Annotated in this window: 10 protein-coding genes and 3 pseudogenes; all 13 read left to right on the top strand. The window is 59.6% G+C overall.

Translation table 11 applies throughout. The features are described from left to right. The first annotated feature begins 6 nt into the window (after window positions 1-6). On the top strand, window positions 7-1,569 hold the full coding sequence (locus AOC04_RS11100; RefSeq protein ID WP_060693328.1) for an amino acid ABC transporter permease/ATP-binding protein: 1,563 nt from the start codon (window positions 7-9) through the stop codon (window positions 1,567-1,569). 39 nt (window positions 1,570-1,608) lie between these two features. Then, window positions 1,609-2,193: a histidine phosphatase family protein gene (locus AOC04_RS11095; protein WP_060693326.1), complete on the top strand. Its 585-nt coding sequence runs from the start codon at window positions 1,609-1,611 to the stop codon at window positions 2,191-2,193. Between the two features lie 357 nt (window positions 2,194-2,550). After that, window positions 2,551-3,273 carry a GntR family transcriptional regulator gene (locus AOC04_RS11090; protein WP_060693324.1) on the top strand — a complete coding sequence of 241 codons (723 nt, stop codon included), beginning with the start codon at window positions 2,551-2,553 and terminating at the stop codon, window positions 3,271-3,273. Then, the gene (locus AOC04_RS11085; protein WP_060693322.1) at window positions 3,270-4,058 is read left to right on the top strand and encodes an SDR family oxidoreductase; all 789 of its coding nucleotides are present in this window, start codon (window positions 3,270-3,272) and stop codon (window positions 4,056-4,058) included. Before AOC04_RS11090 ends, AOC04_RS11085 begins: the two co-directional genes overlap by 4 nt. A gap of 171 nt (window positions 4,059-4,229) precedes the next feature. After that, complete coding sequence (kce, locus tag AOC04_RS11080; RefSeq protein ID WP_060693320.1) at window positions 4,230-5,162, top strand: 3,5-dioxohexanoate:acetyl-CoA acetone transferase; 933 nt, start codon at window positions 4,230-4,232, stop codon at window positions 5,160-5,162. A gap of 68 nt (window positions 5,163-5,230) precedes the next feature. Continuing rightward, a complete protein-coding gene (locus AOC04_RS11075) occupies window positions 5,231-6,109 on the top strand; it encodes an SMP-30/gluconolactonase/LRE family protein (RefSeq protein WP_060693318.1) in 879 nt (292 codons plus the stop codon). 62 nt (window positions 6,110-6,171) lie between these two features. Continuing rightward, window positions 6,172-7,464 (top strand): annotated as a pseudogene (locus AOC04_RS11070) (MFS transporter); the annotation flags it as partial. Window positions 7,465-7,504: 40 nt separating this feature from the next. Continuing rightward, window positions 7,505-8,890 (top strand): annotated as a pseudogene (locus tag AOC04_RS11065) (MFS transporter). Window positions 8,891-9,119: 229 nt separating this feature from the next. Next, window positions 9,120-9,251 carry a hypothetical protein gene (locus AOC04_RS24330; protein ID WP_257719957.1) on the top strand — a complete coding sequence of 44 codons (132 nt, stop codon included), beginning with the start codon at window positions 9,120-9,122 and terminating at the stop codon, window positions 9,249-9,251. A 119-nt stretch (window positions 9,252-9,370) separates the two neighbouring features. Further along, window positions 9,371-14,401 carry an RHS repeat domain-containing protein gene (locus tag AOC04_RS11060; protein WP_060693315.1) on the top strand — a complete coding sequence of 1,677 codons (5,031 nt, stop codon included), beginning with the start codon at window positions 9,371-9,373 and terminating at the stop codon, window positions 14,399-14,401. Between the two features lie 282 nt (window positions 14,402-14,683). Then, complete coding sequence (locus AOC04_RS11055) at window positions 14,684-17,725, top strand: M60 family metallopeptidase (RefSeq protein WP_060693313.1); 3,042 nt, start codon at window positions 14,684-14,686, stop codon at window positions 17,723-17,725. Window positions 17,726-18,192: 467 nt separating this feature from the next. After that, window positions 18,193-18,709 (top strand): annotated as a pseudogene (gene tssB / locus AOC04_RS11050) (type VI secretion system contractile sheath small subunit). 36 nt (window positions 18,710-18,745) lie between these two features. After that, entirely contained in the window at window positions 18,746-20,281 is a 1,536-nt protein-coding gene (gene tssC / locus AOC04_RS11045) for a type VI secretion system contractile sheath large subunit (protein WP_060693310.1), read from the top strand. Window positions 20,282-20,303 lie beyond the last annotated feature (22 nt).

Below are 20,303 nucleotides of genomic sequence, written 5' to 3'. Positions count from 1 at the left end.
GTGTCTATGCAATTTGATTGGTCTTACTTTTTTTCGCTGTTTTCCCTGTCGGACTTTTGGGCAGCGAGCCTCACCGTCATCGAGCTAAGCACCCTGGCCTGGTTCCTGGGCATGCTGCTGGGTTTTGTCCTGGCATCGGCCAAGCTGTCGCGCTCGCCCCTGTTGCGGATCCCGGCGTCAATTTACATCTGGTTCTTTCGCAGCATTCCGCTGCTGGTGCTGGTGGTATTTATCTACAACCTGCCGCAGTTGCTACCGGGAACCGGACCGATCCTGTCGGTGCCGTTCTATTGCGGCCTGCTGGCACTGGTGGTGACCGAGGCCGCCTACATGGCGGAAATTCATCGTGGCGGGCTGATCTCGGTCGCCAAGGGCCAGAAGGAAGCCGGCCGCGCGCTGGGTATCGGCGTGTTCGGCCTGCAACGGCTGATCGTAATTCCCCAGGCTTTTCGCATCTCATTACCGACCCTGATCAACGAATACATCACGGTGGTCAAACTGACTTCGCTGGTGTCGGTGATTTCATTGACCGAACTGCTGACGGTCGGCCAGCGGCTGTACGCGCAGAACTTCCTGGTGATGGAAACCCTGGCGGCAGTGGGGGTGTATTACGTACTGATCGTCACCGTATTCGGCTTCGCCCTGCAGCGTCTGGAAAACTATCTGGATCTCAGCCAGCGCACCCCGCAAACCCTGGACAGCCTCTCGGCCCGGGGGCTGCGGGACAATCTGCCGGTCACGACGCCAGTCAAGACCGCCACTGCGGCCAAAGGCGCCGCCCCGGCCTTGCAACTGCAAGGCGTGCACAAGCGCTACGGCGATCATCATGTGCTCAAGGGCATTGACCTGAAGGTGCACAGTGGCGAGGTGATTTCCATCATCGGCCCGTCGGGCTCCGGCAAGACTTCGTTGATCCGAACGGTCAATGGCCTGGAAGCCATCGAGCAGGGGGAAATCCTGCTGTTCGGTGAAAGCTTCATCAATGCGGATGACAAACCGGGCAATCTTCGGGTTCGCCAGGGCGTACGGCGCATCGGCATGGTGTTCCAGAATTTCAACCTGTTCCCGCACCTGACGCTGCTGCAGAACATCAGCCTGGCGCCCCGTTACCATGGTGCCGGCCGCGCCCTGAGCGAACAGCGCGCCTGCCAGTTGCTGGACAAGGTCGGCCTGCTGGAACATGTCCATAAATACCCCCATCAACTGTCCGGCGGCCAGCAACAGCGGGTGGCCATTGCCCGGGCCATGGCCATGGACCCGGACATCCTGCTGTTCGACGAACCCACTTCGGCCCTGGACCCGGAGCTGGTGGGCGAGGTGCTCAGCGTCATCGCCAGCCTGGCCCGCGAAGGCATGACCCTGTTGATTGTCACCCACGAGATGGACTTTGCCCTGTCGATTTCCGATCGGGTGATCTTCATGGAAAACGGCCTCGTACAGCTGGATGCATCGCCTGCTGCTATCCGCCAGGAGCCGGGGGCGCAAAGGGTCCGGCGGTTTATCGGGCTGCAAGAACCGCAGGCAGGGGAGGCCGGAGCATCGCCTGAGTGCTTCGTATCAGCCGGCTGATACTATTGCGCCCCCATGACAGAACAAGGACGCAAGACAGTGGACAGGGAAATTATCTTGATGCGCCATGGCCAGCCGGATCTGGTCAGGGTCGACAAGGTTTCAGCGCTCGACATGAAGCGCTGGATCGCCCACTACGACCTCTCTGAAATCGTTGACCAGCCCGCGCCGCAGGCCAGTGTGGCGCTGGCCGCCAGCGCCAGAGTGATCGTGTCGAGCAGTGCGCCCCGGGCGCTGACATCGGTTCGGGCGCTGGGCCTTGAACCGGCCCATGTCGATGAGATTTTCTGCGAAGCGCAAATGCCCCATGCACGCTGGACACTGCCACGCCTGTCACCCTTTACCTGGGCATTTATCCTGCGCATCACATGGCTGTGCGGTTTCTCGGGGCAAGTCGAGTCAGCCCTCATGGCCAGGGCAAGGGCCAAAACGGCAGCGCAACGGCTGCAGTCCCTGAGCGGCGAAGGCGCCGTGCTTCTGCTTGGCCATGGCTTCATGAATCGATTGATCGCCAAGCAACTGGAAGTCGGCGGATGGACCCGCCATCAAAGCAGTGGCAGCCGTTACTGGAGCGCCACGACTTATCGCAAGGCTCAAGCCACAGACAGCCCGCAGGCTGACTGAGCCGTCAGTAACAGGGTCGAGACCACCCGCTCCCTGCATGAGCCGGCTTGCCCGCGATGATCCCGTACACACCGCAGTCATCCTGTCAGTGCGCGTTATCTTAGAACAGCTCGCTCCTACAGGGGGGCTGCTTGATGGGCTCAGGATTTGATGAAAATCTGCGCCGCATTCCCCCCCAGCCCCTCGGCCCCGACGTAAAACCGGTTAACCCGCTTGTCATAGACAATCGGGTTGACCAGCGTCGAGTGATGGTGGTGATGTCAGAGGGCTGAATTCGTCCGTTCTGAAACCATTTGACATATTTGATTTGTGATCACATATTGAGGGCCATAAGAACGACAACTCAGGTTTTGACTCATGACAGATGGCCCGATTCCTATTCCCGCATTGCGCCAGGTTTCTCGCGATACCCTGCAAGACCAGGTCTATCGCCAGATCCGCGAGGCCTTGATGAGTGGCCGTTTCCAGCCCGGCCAGAAGCTGACCATCCGTGGGCTGGCCGAGGCTCTGGGTTCCAGCCCCATGCCCGTTCGTGAAGCCCTGCAACGGCTGAGCGCCGAAAACGCCTTTGAAGTCACCGAAACTTCCCGTCTGCGGGTGCGCATGATGACGGTCGAACGCCTGCGGGAGATTCGCGATGCGCGGGTCGCCCTCGAAGGCTTGCTGGCAGAGAAGGCGGTGCTGTTGCTGAATAAAGTCGACCTTGATGAAATTTCCGACCTTTGCCAGCAGATGCAAAAGGCTGCGGATCAAGTCGATGTGTCCCGTTACCTGTGGACCAACTTCGCCTTTCACCGGCGTATCTACGCCGTGGCCCGGGCAGAACTGACCATGGCCGCCGTGGAGAATTTCTGGCTGCACATGGGGCCGTGTTTCGCCCTGGTCGCCCCCGACAAGGCTCACTTGCAGCGCTCAATGGAAGCCCACACACGCATCGTCGAGGCGCTGGCCGCCCGTGACGGCGGCGGGGCGCGCGCCGCAGTGACCGATGACATCATGCAGGCCGCCGATTCGCTGGCGCGTCTGCTCGTCAAGAACGACCTTTCGCGGTCGTCTGTTTCTGGAGGTAAACGTGCATGAGTGTCTTACAGCGGCTGCAGCCCTATCCCGGGTTACGAGTGTTGATTTCCGGCGGGGCTGCCGGGATCGGTGAAGTGCTGGCGGCGGCCTACCTGGAAGCCGGTGCCCTGGTGCATGTCTGTGATGTCAGCGAGCCGGCGCTGGCCGCGTTTCGCGACAAGTACCCGGGGACTGTGGCCACCCGCGCCGACGTCAGTGACGCAGCGCAGATCGAAGCGGTGTTCAAGGTTCAGCGCGAGCACTTCGGCGGCCTCGATGTACTGGTCAACAACGCAGGAATCGCCGGGCCCACCGGTGGCATTGACGCCATCAGCGATGCCGAGTGGCAGGCCACCATCAACATCAACCTTACGGCGCAATACCGCTTTGCCCACCATGCAGTGCCGTTGCTCAAAGAGTCGTCCCACGGCCACATGTTGCATATCGCTTCGGTCGCCGGTCGCCTCGGGTATGCCTGGCGCACCCCCTATGCGGCGACCAAGTGGGCTATCGTCGGTTTGATGAAATCCCTGGCGTCGGAGCTGGGCGAAAGCGACATCCGGGTCAATGCCTTGCTTCCCGGCATCGTCGAAGGGCCGCGGATGGACGCTGTGATTCGCGCCCGCGCCGAGCAGGTCGGGCTGCCTGAAGCCGAGATGCGTCAGCAATACCTCGACAAAATATCCCTCAAACGCATGGTGACGGCTGAAGACGTAGCGGCCATGGCGTTGTTCCTCTGTTCGCCCGCCGCCCGCAATGTGACCGGCCAGGCCATCAGTGTCGACGGCAATGTCGAATACCTGTAGGCCGCAGCCCTGTTAACCAGCTGCCCCCTGTAGGAGCGAGCTTGCCGCGCGAGCGCTTCAACGCGGCATCAAAGAGCTCGCGCGGCAAGCTCGCTCCTACAGGTTTTAGCGCCGTCGTCGCATCGCAGGCCCCAGGATTTTTTTCATAAGAATAAAAGTCGGAGAATCGTCATGTCCAAAAAACGCCCCGTGATCATTACTTGCGCCGTTACCGGTGCCATTCATACACCCTCGATGTCGCCCCACCTGCCGATAACTGCGCAGCAAATTGCCGAGGCAGCGATCGGTGCTGCCCAGGCCGGTGCCGCCATCGTCCACTTGCATGCCCGTGACCCCAACGATGGCCGCCCCAGCCAGGACCCGGCACTGTTTGCCGAGTTCCTGCCACAGATCAAGGCGGCCAGCGATGTGGTGATCAACATCACCACTGGCGGCGCGCCGAACATGACGGTTGAAGAGCGCTTGCAGCCGGTGCTGCAATTCAAGCCGGAACTGGCCTCGCTGAACATGGGCTCGATGAACTTCGGCCTGTACGAAATGCTCAATCGCTTCACCGAGTTCAAGCATGACTGGGAGCGTCCGTATCTGGAGGAGAGCGACGACCGGATCTTTCGCAATACCTTCCGCGACATTGCCCACATCCTCAATTCCTGCGCCGAGAACCGGACCCGTTTCGAAATCGAGTGCTACGACATCGGCCACCTCTATACCGCTGCCCACTTCATGGAGCGCGGCCTGCTCAAGCCGCCGCTGTTTATCCAGTCGGTATTCGGCCTGCGCGGCGGCATTGGCGGCCACCCGGAAGACCTGGCCCACATGCGTCGTACCGCCGACCGGCTGTTTGGCGAAGACTATGTGTGGTCGATCCTCGGCGCCGGGCGCGGGCAGATCCCGCTGGCAACCATGGGCCTGTCCATGGGCAGCAATGCCCGGGTGGGGCTGGAGGATTCCCTGTGGGACGGCCCCGGCAAACTGGCGGCGTCCAATGCCGATCAGGTACGGCGCATCCGCACGGTAGTCGAAGCCCTGGGCGGGCGCGTGGCAACCCCGGATGAAGCCCGGGAAATCCTCGGCCTCAAGGGGCGCAACCAGGTCAACTTCTAAACCGCGAGCAGGCCGCGTCACGGCGCGGCCATGCCCATCCCGCACAACAACAAAAAAGGGATAACACCATGCGTATCGAAGTACTCGTCGACGTTAAAACCACCCTCGGCGAAGGGCCGGTGTGGGACGTCGGGCAACAACGGCTGTACTGGCTCGACAGCGCCGATGGCCGGATCCTGCGCTGTACCGCTGACGGTCGCGAGTTAAGGGCTTGGGACGTGGGCCAGAAAATCGGCTCCATGACCCTGCGCCACAGCGGTGAGCAGGCCATCGTCGCCCTTCAGAACGGGGTGCATACCCTGGACCTGCACCGCGGCGAACTGGCCCTGATCATCGATCCGGAACCGGGACTGCCCGACAACCGCCTCAATGACGGCAAGGTCGACCGCCAGGGCCGGTTTGTGTTCGGCTCCATGGACACCCTGGAAGACAGTGCCAGCGCCAGGCTCTACCGCCTGGATGCGGACCTGAGCCTGCACACCCTCGATGAAAACATCATTGTGTCCAACGGCCCGTGCTGGAGCCCGTCGGGAGAAACCTTCTATTTCTGCGACACCTGGTCCGGCGAAATCTGGGCCTATGACTACGACCTCGTCACAGGGGCAGTGAGCAATCGACGCACCTTCGCCAAGGTTGATACCCGTGGCGGTGGCGCGGCCGACGGCTGCACCGTGGATGCCGAAGGCTGCCTGTGGCAGGCCCTGGTCTACGCCGGGCAACTGGTGCGTTACAGCCCGGACGGCAAGGTTGACCGTGTGCTTGAAATGCCGGTGAAAAAGGTCACTAGCCTGACCTTCGGCGGACCGAACCTGGACACCCTGTTTGTCACCTCGATGGCCAGGCCGCCGTTGCCGCGTTTCCCGGCCGACGGCCAGCAGCGCGGCGCGCTGTTCGCCATTACCGGGTTGGGCGTGCAGGGAATCGCCGAGCGCCGCTTCGCCAGCTAAGGCGTTTTTCAACCTTGCGCAACCTTGTGTCAGTACGCGCCCTCGCGCGCCTGGAGAGGCCCATGGCTACCTTAAAAAAAGCATCGCTGCGCAGCATCCACCGGCATTCCTGGGTGTCGCTGCTGGTGTGCTGGATGATCTGGATTCTCAACGCCTACGATCGCGAGATCGTGCTGCGTCTGGGGCCGACCATCTCGAAAAATTTCGATTTGTCCGCTGATCAATGGGGCACCGTGGCTACGGTGATCATGCTTGCTCTGGCCCTGCTGGATATACCGGGTTCGATGTGGAGCGACCGCTACGGCGGTGGCTGGAAACGGGCACGGTTTCAGGTGCCGCTGGTGCTGGGGTACACGGCTATTTCCTTTCTCAGCGGGTTCAAGGCGTTGAGTGGCAACCTGGCAACCTTTGTGGCGCTGCGGGTGGGGGTCAACCTCGGCGCCGGCTGGGGCGAGCCGGTGGGGGTGAGCAACACCGCCGAATGGTGGCCTGTTGAGCGCCGCGGTTTTGCCCTTGGCGCGCACCACACCGGTTACCCGATCGGCGCGATGCTGAGCGGGCTCGTCGCCAGCTTTGTGATTGGCACCTTTGGCGAAGAGAACTGGCGTTATGTGTTTTTCTTCGCCTTTGTCGTGGCCTTGCCGTTGATGATTTTCTGGGCCCGCTACTCCACGGCCCAACGGATCACCGAACTGTACGTCGACATCGCCGCCCAGGGCATGACTGCGCCCGACAGCGCGCCGCCGAGCCAGGTCAAGGGCCATGCCTTGCGCACGTTTATCGCGACCCTGCGCAATCGCAATATCGCCCTCACGGCCGGCAGCACCCTGCTGACTCAGGTGGTGTACATGGGCGTCAACATTGCCCTGCCGGCCTACCTCTACAACATTGCCGGGCTGTCCCTGGCAGAGTCTGCCGGGATGAGCGTGGTCTTCACCCTGACCGGGATTCTCGGGCAGCTGGTATGGCCATCGCTGTCGGACATTATCGGCCGGCGTATCACGTTGATCATTTGCGGGCTGTGGATGGCTGTCAGCGTCGGGGCCTTTTATTTTGCCAGCACCATGACCTTGATCATCGTCGTGCAACTGCTGTTCGGCCTGGTGGCCAACGCGGTGTGGCCGATCTATTACGCGGTGGCCTGCGACTCGGCCGAACCCTCGGCGATTTCCACGGCCAACGGCATCATCACCACCGCGATGTTTATCGGTGGCGGCCTGGCGCCAGTGCTGATGGGCAGCCTGATTTCCATGGGCGGCGGCTGGACCAGCCTGCATGGCTACAGCGTGTGCTTCCTGGTCATGGCCGGCTGCGCCCTGGGCGGAGCGCTGCTGCAACTGTTTTGCCGGCGCCCGACACCGTCGTCTGCGCTAGCTGATTCTCACAACAACATCGATGCGCCCTCCGGCCGTGCTGGCGGGGTGCCAATGTCGCTCGACAAGAGGCTGGTCCCATGAATAGCGCCACCCATGCCACTCCCCGCGACGAGCGGGTGCTGAACAAGCTGATGTTCGTCAAACTGATGCCCTTGCTGATCGCGGCCTACGTGCTGAGCTTTCTCGACCGCACCAACATTGCCCTGGCCAAGCACCATCTGGACGTTGATCTGGGGATCTCGGCAGCGGCCTATGGTCTTGGCGCCGGGCTGTTTTTCCTGACCTATGCACTGTCGGAAATCCCCAGCAACCTGATCATGCACAAGGTCGGCGCGCGCTTCTGGATCGCCCGGATCATGGTGACCTGGGGCCTGATCTCGGCGGCCATGGCCTTTGTCCAGGGGAGACGTCGTTCTATGTGTTGCGGTTGCTGCTGGGCATTGCCGAAGCCGGATTGTTCCCCGGGGTGATGCTGTACCTGACCTACTGGTTCAATCGCGAGCAGCGGGCACGGGCCACCGGGTATTTTCTGCTTGGCGTGTGTTTTGCCAACATCATCGGCGGGCCCGTGGGCGCAGCATTAATGCGCATGGACGGGCTGCTGGGCTGGCATGGCTGGCAGTGGATGTTCCTGCTTGAAGGGTTGCCCGCGGTGGCGTTTGCCTGGGTGGTGTGGTGCAAGCTGCCGGACCGTCCGTCCAGCGCAACGTGGCTCAGTGCTGAAGAGGCGCTGGGCATCGAGCAGCGAATTGCCCGGGAGACCGAGGAGGGCGCAGGGGCAGGCGGGCACTCCTTGAAACAGTGTCTGAACAAGCAAATCCTGCTGGCGATCTTTGTTTATTTTTGCCATCAGATCACGGTGTATACGGTGATCTTTTTCCTGCCGGGCATCATCAGCCGGTATGGAGAAATGAGCACCATGAGTGTCGGTTTGCTGACCTCCCTGCCATGGATCGCGGCGGCATTGGGCGCGGTCTGGCTGCCGCGTTACGCGACCACCCCCCGGCGCGCGCGGCAGATGCTGGTGGCAGGCTTGCTGACCATGGCGCTGGGGCTGGGGATTGCCGCGGTATCGGGGCCAGTGTTCAGCCTGATGGGTTTCTGCCTGTCGGCGGTGATGTTCTTTGTGGTGCAGTCGATCATCTTTCTGTACCCGGCCTCGCGGCTTAAGGGCGTTGCACTGGCTGGCGGCCTGGGTTTCGTCAATGCATGCGGTCTGCTGGGTGGTTTCGTCGGGCCGTCGGTCATGGGCGCCATCGAAATGAGCACCGGCGACGCTGTGAACGGCCTGAAAGTAATGGCGCTGGTGCTGGTGGTTGCCGCTTTGGCAGCGCTGCGCTTGCGCCAGGGACAAGAGCCGGTGCGGTCGCAGATTGCCCCCGGCGGGGTGGAGCGAGCTGTGTAAAAACAACGCGAATTGGGGTGATAACTGCGGTGCACCTGAGACCATCGCGGGCAAGCCCGCTCCTACAGGACGGATGGTCTCTATCTCTGTAGGAGCGAGCTTGCTCGCGAGCTGTTTGAAAGCCACGCGCACAGGTGCAATGACTGGGGTGGGCCTGAGATCATCGCGGGGCAAGTTCGCCCCTACAGGGTAGGGCGGTTGGTGTAAATGCCGGTGCAGCACCGGTGAAGTGTTTACCTCTCGCGCCCTGCATCGCGCCATGGATCATCTGTTCGGTCTGGCCGAGCGTCGCTCCAGTCGTGTGATCACTTCGTTTTTTGATGTGGTGCTGGCTACGCCCGCACATGGCACCCGTGCGTAAACCAAACGTCTAACCTGCGTGTTTGTGTCGCGATGCCTTCTACAACGTGCGCCCGTTGTTAGCCGCAACCCGGCATTTCTATCCTGTGACTTCTTCCAGCAAACCAAGAAGTTGCAAGCATGATTAACCCTTCTGAGCACATTCCCGAGGCCCGATCTGCAGCCAGCCTGCCTGGAAGCGGCGACGTTTATTCCGGCGCCTACAACTTCATGAGCAGCATCAGTGCCGGGGTTGATCCACGCACCGGCATGTTTTCGGCCTCGGTGACCTTGCCCACTGGAGCCGCCAACGATCTGCGCGGGCCGATCAGCCAATTGCGCCTCGGCTACAGCCCGTTGATGACCGAGGATCAGGGTTTCGGTCTGGGCTGGATGCTCGGTACCACGTCCTGGGACGGGGCCAGTCAGCAGTTGCAGCTCAATTCCGGCGAGCGTTTTCGTGGGGAGATTGTTGGCCAGAACATGCGCTTTGCGGACGTTCGCTTGCCGGTGGTGACGGTCACGGTGCAGCGCCAGGAAATGTGGGTGCGGCATAACGACGGCACCTCCGAGCGCCTGATTCCGTTGGCCGGGCATCCGAGCCTGTGGGTGGTCAGCACCCTGGTGGGGGCCGATGGCAGTGCCCTGAGTTTTGACTGGAGCTCGATTGGCAACGCCGCCTACTTGCAAAAGATCAGCGATGCCCAGGGCCGAACTGTGGTGGCGCTTTCCTACGACGGCTTGCAAACCCATCTGACCCTGCAGCCGGATACTCCTTCGCAGATGGTGATGACTTTTCAGCGCATCTCCGGGCAGTTACGCCGGGTGACGGTGGACGGACTTCCCGACAATGTCTGGCAGTTTGACTACAGCACTGCGAGCTCGGGTCTGTTGCTGTTGAGCAAATGCACCCAGCCCACCGGCAGTACCGAGGAAGTGACCTACAGCGAGGCCAACGGCCTGGCGTTGCCGCCGGGCGCGCCGTTCCCACGGATGCCGGTGGTTAGTCAGACCCGCAAGGAACCGGGGGACGGCCAGCCGGTGCAGCTGGTTCGTTATGACTACGGCCTTTATGGCTCCAACAACTACTTCGGCTGGCCGGCGGTGCGCCAGTGGCGCAACCGCGAGGACAATCTTTACAACCTGACAGGGGGTGGCGATTTCCTTTATGGCTCTACCGAAACCCTTATGGATGCCCGGGGTACTGTTTTGCAAACAGTGTCCCGCACCTTTAACCGTTTTCACTTGTTGACCCGCGAACGCACGTTACAGGGCCAGACCCTGCAGGAAACCCAGACCACCTATTACGACGAGCCCTGGCTACCGATTGCCCGGCAACTGCCTTACTTCCAGTTCCCGCACAAGGTGATCACTCGCAAGGCGCATCTGGACGGGCAGCGAGTGTTGCGTGAGTTAAGTACCGAGGAAGAGACCCGCTATGACGACTTGGGCAATCCGGTGTGGCACCGCAATGCATTGGGTGGCATTGAAGCGTCGGAGTACTACCCGGTCAGCGGTGAGACCGACCATTGCCCGGCCGATCCGCTGGGTCGCATCACCCGTCTGAAAAGTCGCACCGCAAGCCCGCCACCCGGCACCGAGGGCCCGGTCAAACAGACCCGATACCGTTATCAATCATTGCCTGTGCGCCAGGATGCGCCCGAGTTTGCACTGCCGACCTTTATCCAGAGCAGCGAGGAGAAACTGTTGCTGGTGGAGGGCGAAAAACGTACCGAGCTGGGCCGTTCCAGCCAGACCTTTATCGTCGATCCAGCATCGCCCCACCACGGTCGCATGCTCAGTGAAACTCAGACCGTGCAGGGTAAAAGCACCACCCGCTCCTACAGCTACCAGCTCAACCAAGCCCGCAATGCACGGTCGCTTGAGCGTGCGGTGTTGCAGGAAAACGTGACCATCACCGGGCACGACGGTCATGAGTCCAGCTCCCAATCCTCGCAAGATCTGTACTCGGGTTTGATGGTCACCGAGCAGACCGATGAGCAAATGCGCATCGCCTTTGCCCACGATGCCCTGGGCCGTGTAGTACAAGAGGTCGCCGCCCCGGATTCGGCGTTCGAGGCCGAGGTCAATTGGGCCTATTCGTTGTCAGCGAACGAACGCTGCCAGACCCGAATCGGCGCTTCCGGGCGTAAGGAAACGGTCTGGCTGGATGGTATGGGTCGGGAAGTACGACGTGAGAAACAGTCCGACAGTGGTCAGACCTATACCGCCTGGACCGGCGAATATGACGTGTTGGGCCGGGTATTTCGTGAGACCAGCTACGACCCCGGTAACGAAGACACTCCAGCCCTGAGCCTGACCACCGAACGCACCTTTGACGACTGGGGCAATGTGCTGACTGAAACGTCCGCCGATGGCGTCACCCAACACACGGTTGCCGACCCGGTAGCACTGACCGGCACCCGTTGGCAGACCGACGCCAATGGCGTGGACGGGGCCAAAACCGTGACGACCCACACCCTCGATGGCAAGCCGCTGACCGAGCAGTTGTACAGCGCCGACGGCGTGCTGCAGCACGAGCTGAGCTGGCGCTATGACGGGCTTGGACGTTGCATCAGCCAGTCCGACGCCATGGGCCGCAAGACCTTGCAGGAATGGGATGTGCGGGATCGACTGGTGTCGACCACGCTGCCTGATGGCAGTGTGATCAAGCGCACCTACGCCGAAGGGCATGACGGTGAGTTACCAGCCACGGTCTCGATCTCTCATCCTTCTTTGGGTATTAACGAAGTCGTATTGGGCGAGCGTAAATACGACGGTCTGGGCCGATTGGTGTGGGAAAAGGTCGGCCAGAGTGTCTCTGAATGGCAATACGCCGAAGGACAAATCCACGCCCATACCCGGACACTGCCCGATGGCACCGAAGTAGTCACAGAACGCCAACCAGAACTGGGCGGTGCGCTGCTGTCGATGCAGGCGCCCGGCATCAGCGTGTTCAACAAATACGATCCGTTAAGTGGCCGTTTGCTGGAAACACAGGGCAATCTGGGGCTGCAAAAAGATCATTGGTCGCCGTCGGGTTTGCTGACCCAAGCCGATTACGCCTGGCACGGTGATCAACCTCGTTCACAACAGCAAACCACCACACCAGCGGGCAAGGTCACGCGTCTGACCGATGCTGACGGCGCCGAACAGCGCTGCCAGTACGACAAATTCGGGCGCCTTAGTACGCAGCAAGGCCCAGACGTCACGGTCACCATTACCTACGATGCGGCCTCGCGGATTCACCAGCAGCGCACCCAATCAAAAGACGGCTCGCGAGACATGACCGTGACCCTGGGGTACGACAGCCTCGGCCGTCCGGCCCGTCGCATTACCGACACCCGTACCCCGTCCGGGCAACAGGTGGAAGTGCAAACCCAACAGTGGCGCCAAGACGGCAAGCTGAGTAAACGCGAACTGACCCGTGACGGCACACTGGTACGCAGTGAAACCTTCGATTACGACCTGCGCGGACGGATGATTACCCAGCAGCTAGTGGGCGAGAAATTACCCGAAGACGCCCACGGCAAAACCTACCGCGAGCAGCATTTCCAGTACGACGCCCTCGACAACGTATGCCGCCTCGAAACGGTATTTGCCGACGGCAGCGAAAACAATGTCAGCGTGTTTGGCTACAACCCTTCCGACCTTACCCAGCTAATACACATCAACCACAGCCGACCCGATTACCCGGCACCGGTCACCCTGGAGTACGACGCTCTGGGCAATCTCAAACGCGACGAGCGCGGTAATCCGCTGCACTACGACGCCTTAGGCCGACTGATCGGGGTAACTCTGCCTACCGGCCAGCGCCGTTGGCACTACGGACCGGGTGGCAACATCATCAAGACCGAAGACGCTGCCGGTCCACGTTGGCGCTACCACACCGGCGGCCAGCTCAGCTGCGAGGTGGGTGAAAGCACACAAACCCGCTGGGTCCTTGCCGGAAATGTTCCGGTGGCCGAAAGCCGGCTGGCCTCAGCGGTGCGTGAAGTCATGCTCTTGGGCACCGATGCCCAGGGTTCAGTAACTACGGAGGCCAAAGACCAAATCCAGACCCCGGTCTACGGCGCCTACGGTCAGAGCCAGCCCGGCGCCAGCCGTCTGGGGTATGCGGGGGTCTTGCGTGAAGAAGACAGCGGCTGGTACTTCCTCGGCGACTACCGCATCTACAACCCGGTGCTGATGCGCTTCCACAGCCGTGACAGCCTCAGCCCTTTCGGTGAAGGCGGCCTTAATGGCTATGCCTACTGCGCGGGCGACCCGGTGAACCGCATCGACCCGTCGGGCCATTCGTGGCTGGACTGGTTGCTGCCGGCGGTGGGGATAGCGCTGGCAGTGGTCGGCACCGTGGCCTCTTTTGGTGCCCTGGCGGCACCGACCGCGGCCCTGACGGCCAGTTACATAACGGCGGTGACCACCGCGACCCTGAGCGCGGTGTCACTGGCCGCAGACGTCGCCTCGATGGCCTTGCTGGCCACCGGCAATGAAAACGCAGGGCGGATTCTGGGCTATGTGGGCATGGCCACGGGCCTGGCATCGGCGGCGCCGTCGATTGCCGGGGCAGCGGGCAAGGCGGTTAAAAGTGTAGGCAACGCCGTGGGCCGCGGGCAGTACAAGCTGCAACATGCGGGGGGCGTGCCAAAACTTCAGGACCTGTCTTTCAACAAAGGTGATCCGAGGGAAATATGGCTTGGAACGCGTAACCTGAACCCTTACGGCCCTGCAAAACATGTTATCCCCCTTGCTGCAAGACGGTACGGCAACACCAGTTTGCAAGCGTTTGACGAGGTTCGGGAATATTACAGACTCTCCAGAGCGCCATTGGTTTTGCCAGAGAATATTGTTCCCAATGTGGTTATTAAAAATGCCGCGGGCGAGCCCATATTGTCCGTGTTCGAAAATAATCCCTATTATGTTAACGAAGTCAGACTGATTGCCGCCGATAAACACCCCATGTATCTGCCCTCCGAATTGCGCCGCGCAAATATAGATCCCTGGACTCAAAAATCATTGAGTGCCGAGTTTTATAATTGGCATATAAGCTCGCCGCGGAACATCACCAAAGTGCGTTTAACGAATCAACTTTCTCAACATATAACCCTGGATACCACTTGGGCGATCTGTCGGGACACCTGGTATACCGCTATTACCAATATACGTCGCTAGTTGGGTCTGTCCGCAGGTGCCGGTAGGACAATGGCGTCTGCGCCGCAAGTGTATGTTTGGTAGATGTGGGGGATGGGTGTCTTAACTATATCGCCCGCAAAGTTATAGATTTATTCAGCGCCGGTAACACCGGTCAGAAGTACTGCGCTGCTTTCGAGATGCTCTGAAAGTTCTGTTTCAGAGCGGTCTTGAAGTTTAAATGTGCCCATCGGCAGGTGTTGTTAGAACCCCTGTATGACCCGCCACTATTTTTTATTATCAATCGCCTAAAAAGAGATCGTTATGAATGCGTCCGTAAACAAACGTTTAGCTTCTGAGTGCAATGCTACTCTGCAACTTGTGGTCACCGACCAAAAGTCCACCCTTCGCGCTGAAGCCCTGGGCAGTGCAGAAGCGGCTTATAAAATGGAGGGCAGAAAGAATTATCACAGTCATTTCCAGCCCACTGGCCGTTATGTGCGCAGAGGCACAGTATTGACCGTCACCGTAGAACCCTCGGTCAGGGGGCTTGAACTGGTGGTAGGCCTATATGGCCAATATGCAAACCATAATGATGGAAAGGTCACCGGACGCCAGCTAGTTGCCTTGAATCCCGGCCAAAACCGGATTGAGGCATTAGTGGATGGCATGGTTTATGTACAAAACCGGATCTACAACACGCCAGCGACCGTCGAAATATACGGCGGACAACCCGTTCCAACCTATGTCAAAGGTGTGACAAGTCGGGCGGACTTCGACGTGCAGGTCGAGACCTGGAATACGGCTCCATTTTTCGTACTTGTCGGAGAATACGTCCTGTTTGATGTTCAGATGGTTCTGGCGACATCTTTGCCGGGTCTGGATCTGGACCGCAGGATTGAGATGATGGACTCCGTTGTCGCCACCACCAACGCGCTCTATGGGCTATCTAAGTACGCCAATGATGCCGCACACAAATCCGCGCACCGTATCCACATTATTAATCCTGACGTCGGCCCCGGTTACGCGTCGGCGACGGATTATCACATCACCTTCCAGAACGCCACCGCGGCGGGCCGCCACCTTCTGGCAGGCCCTGAAAATGATCAGTGGGGCTTTTACCATGAAGTCGGCCACACCTATCAGATGAAGGAGTTCAATTACAGGGGCGCTATTGAGGTCACCGTGAATATCCCCGCGCTTGCAGTGCAGGAGGCACAGGGCTACCCCAACCGTATCGACAGTGTGTCGGTGCGCAATGCGGTCGCGCAGTTTCGCCAGACACCGATTGCTGAACGTAATTTTTTAGGGCTCACCAATGGTTGGGTCCAGCTTCTGATGTTCGATCAATTGCGCCGTGGCTTCGGCGCTGATTTTTATGCACGGCTGTCCCAGCAGTTTCGCCTGGAGAACGCGAAAGGCATCCCCGAACCGCCAACCGATCTCGCTGTGATGCAGCACTTCATGATCACGGCTGCGACCGTGGCAGAGCGTGATCTCACTCCGTTTTTTGAAGAGTGGGGCATGCCGCTGGAGGCTGACACCCGCAGCAAACTCGCGCGGTTCTCTGCACTGCGCCACCCCATCTGGGACAACATGGACCGGTCGACCGACCTTATTGAGTCCAATGTTTCGCCCCTGGAGGTTCCCGGTACGTTAACCAGCCCGGCAGAGGGTGCCTTGTTTGATGTGAACCACGTACCGGTGTTCAAGGGGCGTGGTGCGCCGGGTGCGATGGTCACCATTGAGCAGGCGGCTCCCGGCGGCGACTGGGAGCGGGTGGGCACAACCACAATCGATGCTTGCGGGAACTGGTTGTTCATCGGCCAGTGTTTGACTGTTGGTGAACGCAAAGCGCGGGCAACACTCAGTCACGGCGGTACGGGTTTTGCGGTAAATGCCTTTACCGTTGCCCAGGCGGTCACTATCCCGCTAACCCTGATGTCTCCTGTGGGCAGTTCGGCGTTCGATACCAATCATGAGCCGGTATATGGCGGGCGAGGGACGCCGGGCGCGAGGGTCACGATCGAGCAGGGTATGGTCACAGGCGCCTGGTATGCGGTGGGAGCGACCCTGGTGGATACCAACGGTGTCTGGTCCTTGACCGGTCAGAAACTTCCCGCTGCCTCTCGGGAAGCGCGGGCGACACAAAGCAACGGCGCAAGCGGTTCTGATGTCACCCCCTTCATGGTAACGGCTGTACCCCCGGTTCTTGTGGCATTGAGCTCTCCCGGGGAGGGGGCCTTGTTTGATGTCAATCACGAGCCAGTCTACCGAGGTCGTGGAACACCGGGTGCTACGGTAATTATCGAGCAGCGTACAGGTTCGGGCTCATGGGTTTTGGTGGGCGGGACAACGGTCAATAGCTCCGGTGACTGGACCCTGGCCGGTGAGAAACTCGCCGCCGCAGAGTACCAGGCGCGGGCAACCCAAAGCGGCATCGGGGCCAGTATTGCAGTGAATGCCTTCACCGTTGCCCGGGCGGTTGAGGTGCGCGTCACATTGACCTCTCCTGAACGTGGGGCGACGTTCGATGAACACCACATACCGGTCTATCAGGGGCGGGGCACGCCGGGCGCCATGGTCACAGTCCAGCAGGGTACAACCACAGGTAACTGGTATCGGGTGGGAGAGGCCAGGGTCAATACCAACGGTGACTGGTCCTGTATTGGTCAGAAGCTTCCTGCCGCCACACGGGAAGCGCGGGCGATACAAGGCAGCGATAATTCCGTCTCCACAAGAAATACCTTTACCGTTACAAAAGTTCAGGTTCCGGTGACATTGCTCTCGCCGGGAGCAGAGGCCCTGTTTGATGTGAACCACGTGCCTGTCTATCAAGGCCGGGGGACGCCGGGCGCGATGATCACCATCAACCAGGGCACGGATACCGGTGGCTGGTATGTGGTGGGGACGGTGCTGGTCGGGCCCCGGGGTGACTGGTCTTTCGTCGGCAAGAAACTCACTGCCAGCCGTTGGGGGGTCGCGGCGGTACAGAACAATGACCATGGCGCAGGTGCAAGGCATAGCTTCAACGTCGAGCAGGTGGTCCAGATCCCTGTGACATTGACGTTCCCCGTCAATGGCGGGTCGTTCGATGAAAACCATGCCCCGACTTATGCCGGCAAGGGCACACCCGGCGCTACGGTTGCCATCGAACAGGGTACGCCCGCCGGCCGCTGGCGTCGGGTGGGCAGGGCCCTGGTCAATACCAACGGTGACTGGTCCCATGAGGGGCTTGCGTTCCCGGCCGGTCCAAGGGAAGTGCGGGTCACCCAAAATGGCAATAGTGCCGACTCTGTAAGGATTGCCTTTAGCGTAACGCCGGCGATTAAGTCAGGGGGCGCGGCGCCAGGTCTGGTGAGCTGAAGCACAAAACCTGATATCCAGCGCTGCACATCAGGCGACTGACCGGCCCCGGTCAGTCGCCTGATGTGCGCCCGGCAAATCACCGCGCCTCCCTCATGGTTGTTGAAACGGGATTGCCCTACATACCAGAGCTGCCAACAGGGAGATTGTTGAAGATTCGCTTGAATCGTGTAATAAGCCTGTACTTTTATTGCTGTTTAGGAATTAATAAGAACATTAGGATATGTTTTTCAGATAACTCCCATAAACTTTCAGACCCTTCTTACATACAAGATAAAATTTATAAGGGCTCGTAACTATTGAGTAATAGTTCGCCATTTATTGTTTGTTTTTTGTCTTGTGAATTGACTAGAATCCGCGCCGAGCAAAAAACACAGGTCCCTGTGGGGCGCCACGTATAACTTTTACTCTGGGTTGTCTGGTGGTGTGACGGGTTATCGTCTCGTAGAGTTGTGTCTGGAGGATTTATGGTTGCAAACAGTTTTCAGAATGAAGTGCCAACATCGCGGGTCAATATCAAGCTTGATTTGCACACCGGCGGTGCGCAGAAGAAGATGGAACTGCCGCTTAAATTGATGGTGATGGGCGATTACAGTAATGGCAAAGAGCAACGTACGTTATCGGAAAGAAACAAACAGGGGGTCAATAAAAACAACTTTGACAGTGTGCTGGCCGAGTTTGCTCCAGCCTTGACGCTGGCGGTGCCCAATACCTTGCTCGATGACAACTGCGACACCCCGGTCGAGTTGAATTTCCAGGGCATGAAAGACTTTGAGCCCGAACAGGTAGCCCGAACAGGTAGCCCGGCAAATCCCGCAGCTGCGGGCTCTACTGGCCATGCGCAACCTGTTGCGCGACCTTAAATCCAACCTGCTGGACAACGCCACCTTTCGCCATGAGCTGGAGCGCATTCTCAAGGACGACGCACTGAGCGATGAACTGCGAGCCGAATTGGCTGGCCTGGCACCACAAGCAAACAGTTAATTGCCATCCGGCCCGTTAATAAGGAAGTTAAGCGTCATGTCGGTAGAACAAACATCCCTGCAACACACTAAAACCCGCGATGCAGATAACGCACAGGGTGTATACGGCGCCTTGTTTGCCAAGATTAACCTCAGCCCGGTTGCGGAGTTGGGAGCGATTGAAACTTTTCAAAACCCCGAGTCCTTGTCGGAAGCCTCTGCGGATGAACGGGTGACAGCAGCTGTAAGTGTATTCCTTGACCTGCTCCAACAGTCTTCGCATAAAGTCGAGCGTCTGGACAAGATGCTGCTCGATGAGCATATCGCGTCCCTCGATGCACAGATCAGCCGGCAACTTGACGCCGTCATGCATCATCCTGACTTCCAGCGTGTAGAGTCGACCTGGCGCGGCGTGAAGTCGTTGATCGACCAGACCGATTTTCGCCAGAACGTGCGGATCGAACTGCTGGATATCAGTAAGGAACATCTGGTTCAGGACTTCGAAGACGCGCCTGAAATTGCCCAGAGCGGCCTGTATTTCCATACCTACACCCAGGAGTACGACACCCCGGGTGGCGAGCCGATCGCCGCGGCCATTTCCAACTATGAATTCAACCGCAGCCCGCAGGACATAGCCCTGCTGCGCAGCCTGTCCAAAGTGGCAGCCGCAGCCCATATGCCGTTCATTGGATCGGTAGGCCCGGCGTTCTTTGGCAAGCAGTCGATGGAAGAAGTGGCTGCCATCAAAGACATCGGCAACTACTTTGACCGTGCCGAATACATCAAGTGGAAGGCGTTCCGCGAGAGCGACGATTCCCGTTACATCGGCTTGCTCATGCCGCGCGTACTGGGCCGCCTGCCCTATGGTCCGGACACCGTGCCGGTGCGCAGCTTCAACTACATCGAAAGCGTCAAAGGCCCGGACCACGAGAAATACCTGTGGACCAACGCTTCGTTCGCCTTCGCTGCAAACATGGTGAAGAGCTTTATCAGCAACGGCTGGTGCGTGCAGATTCGCGGCCCGCAATCGGGTGGCGCGGTCACCGAACTGCCGATCCACCTGTATGACCTGGGTACGGGCAACCAGGTGAAGATTCCATCCGAAGTGATGATCCCGGAAACCCGCGAATTTGAGTTTGCCAACCTCGGTTTCATTCCGCTTTCGTACTACAAGAACCGTGACTACGGGTGTTTTTTCTCGGCCAACTCGGCGCAAAAACCGGCGCTGTACGACACCGCCGACGCCACTGCCAACAGCCGTATCAATTCGCGCCTGCCGTACATATTCCTGCTGTCGCGCATTGCCCACTACCTCAAGCTGATCCAGCGCGAAAACATCGGGACCACCAAGGACCGCCGTTTGCTGGAACTGCAACTGAACAAGTGGATCGGTGGCCTGGTCACCGAAATGACTGACCCGAGCGACGATCTGCAGGCTTCCCATCCGCTGCGCGATGCCAAGGTGACGGTAGAAGACATCGAGGACAACCCCGGTTTCTTCCGCGTCAAGCTGTACGCGGTACCGCACTTTCAGGTTGAAGGCATGGACGTCAACTTGTCGCTGGTTTCGCAGATGCCCAAGGCAAAAGCTTAAGTCACTCCTTCGTAGGGAAACG

Source organism: Pseudomonas versuta, from assembly GCF_001294575.1.
Taxonomy (GTDB): domain Bacteria; phylum Pseudomonadota; class Gammaproteobacteria; order Pseudomonadales; family Pseudomonadaceae; genus Aquipseudomonas; species Aquipseudomonas versuta.
The sequence above is the reverse complement of the archived record's forward strand: the minus strand, read 5'-3'. Positions and strand labels throughout refer to the sequence as shown.

What these genes read in the sequence shown, in the direction of transcription:
- AOC04_RS11100 (WP_060693328.1), top strand. Translation starts at nt 7, where the DNA reads ATGCAATTTGATTGGTCTTACTTTTTTTCGCTGTTTTCCCTGTCGGAC.
- AOC04_RS11090 (WP_060693324.1), top strand. Translation starts at nt 2,551, where the DNA reads ATGACAGATGGCCCGATTCCTATTCCCGCATTGCGCCAGGTTTCTCGC.
- AOC04_RS11085 (WP_060693322.1), top strand. Translation starts at nt 3,270, where the DNA reads ATGAGTGTCTTACAGCGGCTGCAGCCCTATCCCGGGTTACGAGTGTTG.
- kce (WP_060693320.1), top strand. Translation starts at nt 4,230, where the DNA reads ATGTCCAAAAAACGCCCCGTGATCATTACTTGCGCCGTTACCGGTGCC.
- AOC04_RS11075 (WP_060693318.1), top strand. Translation starts at nt 5,231, where the DNA reads ATGCGTATCGAAGTACTCGTCGACGTTAAAACCACCCTCGGCGAAGGG.
- AOC04_RS11060 (WP_060693315.1), top strand. Translation starts at nt 9,371, where the DNA reads ATGATTAACCCTTCTGAGCACATTCCCGAGGCCCGATCTGCAGCCAGC.
- AOC04_RS11055 (WP_060693313.1), top strand. Translation starts at nt 14,684, where the DNA reads ATGAATGCGTCCGTAAACAAACGTTTAGCTTCTGAGTGCAATGCTACT.
- tssC (WP_060693310.1), top strand. Translation starts at nt 18,746, where the DNA reads ATGTCGGTAGAACAAACATCCCTGCAACACACTAAAACCCGCGATGCA.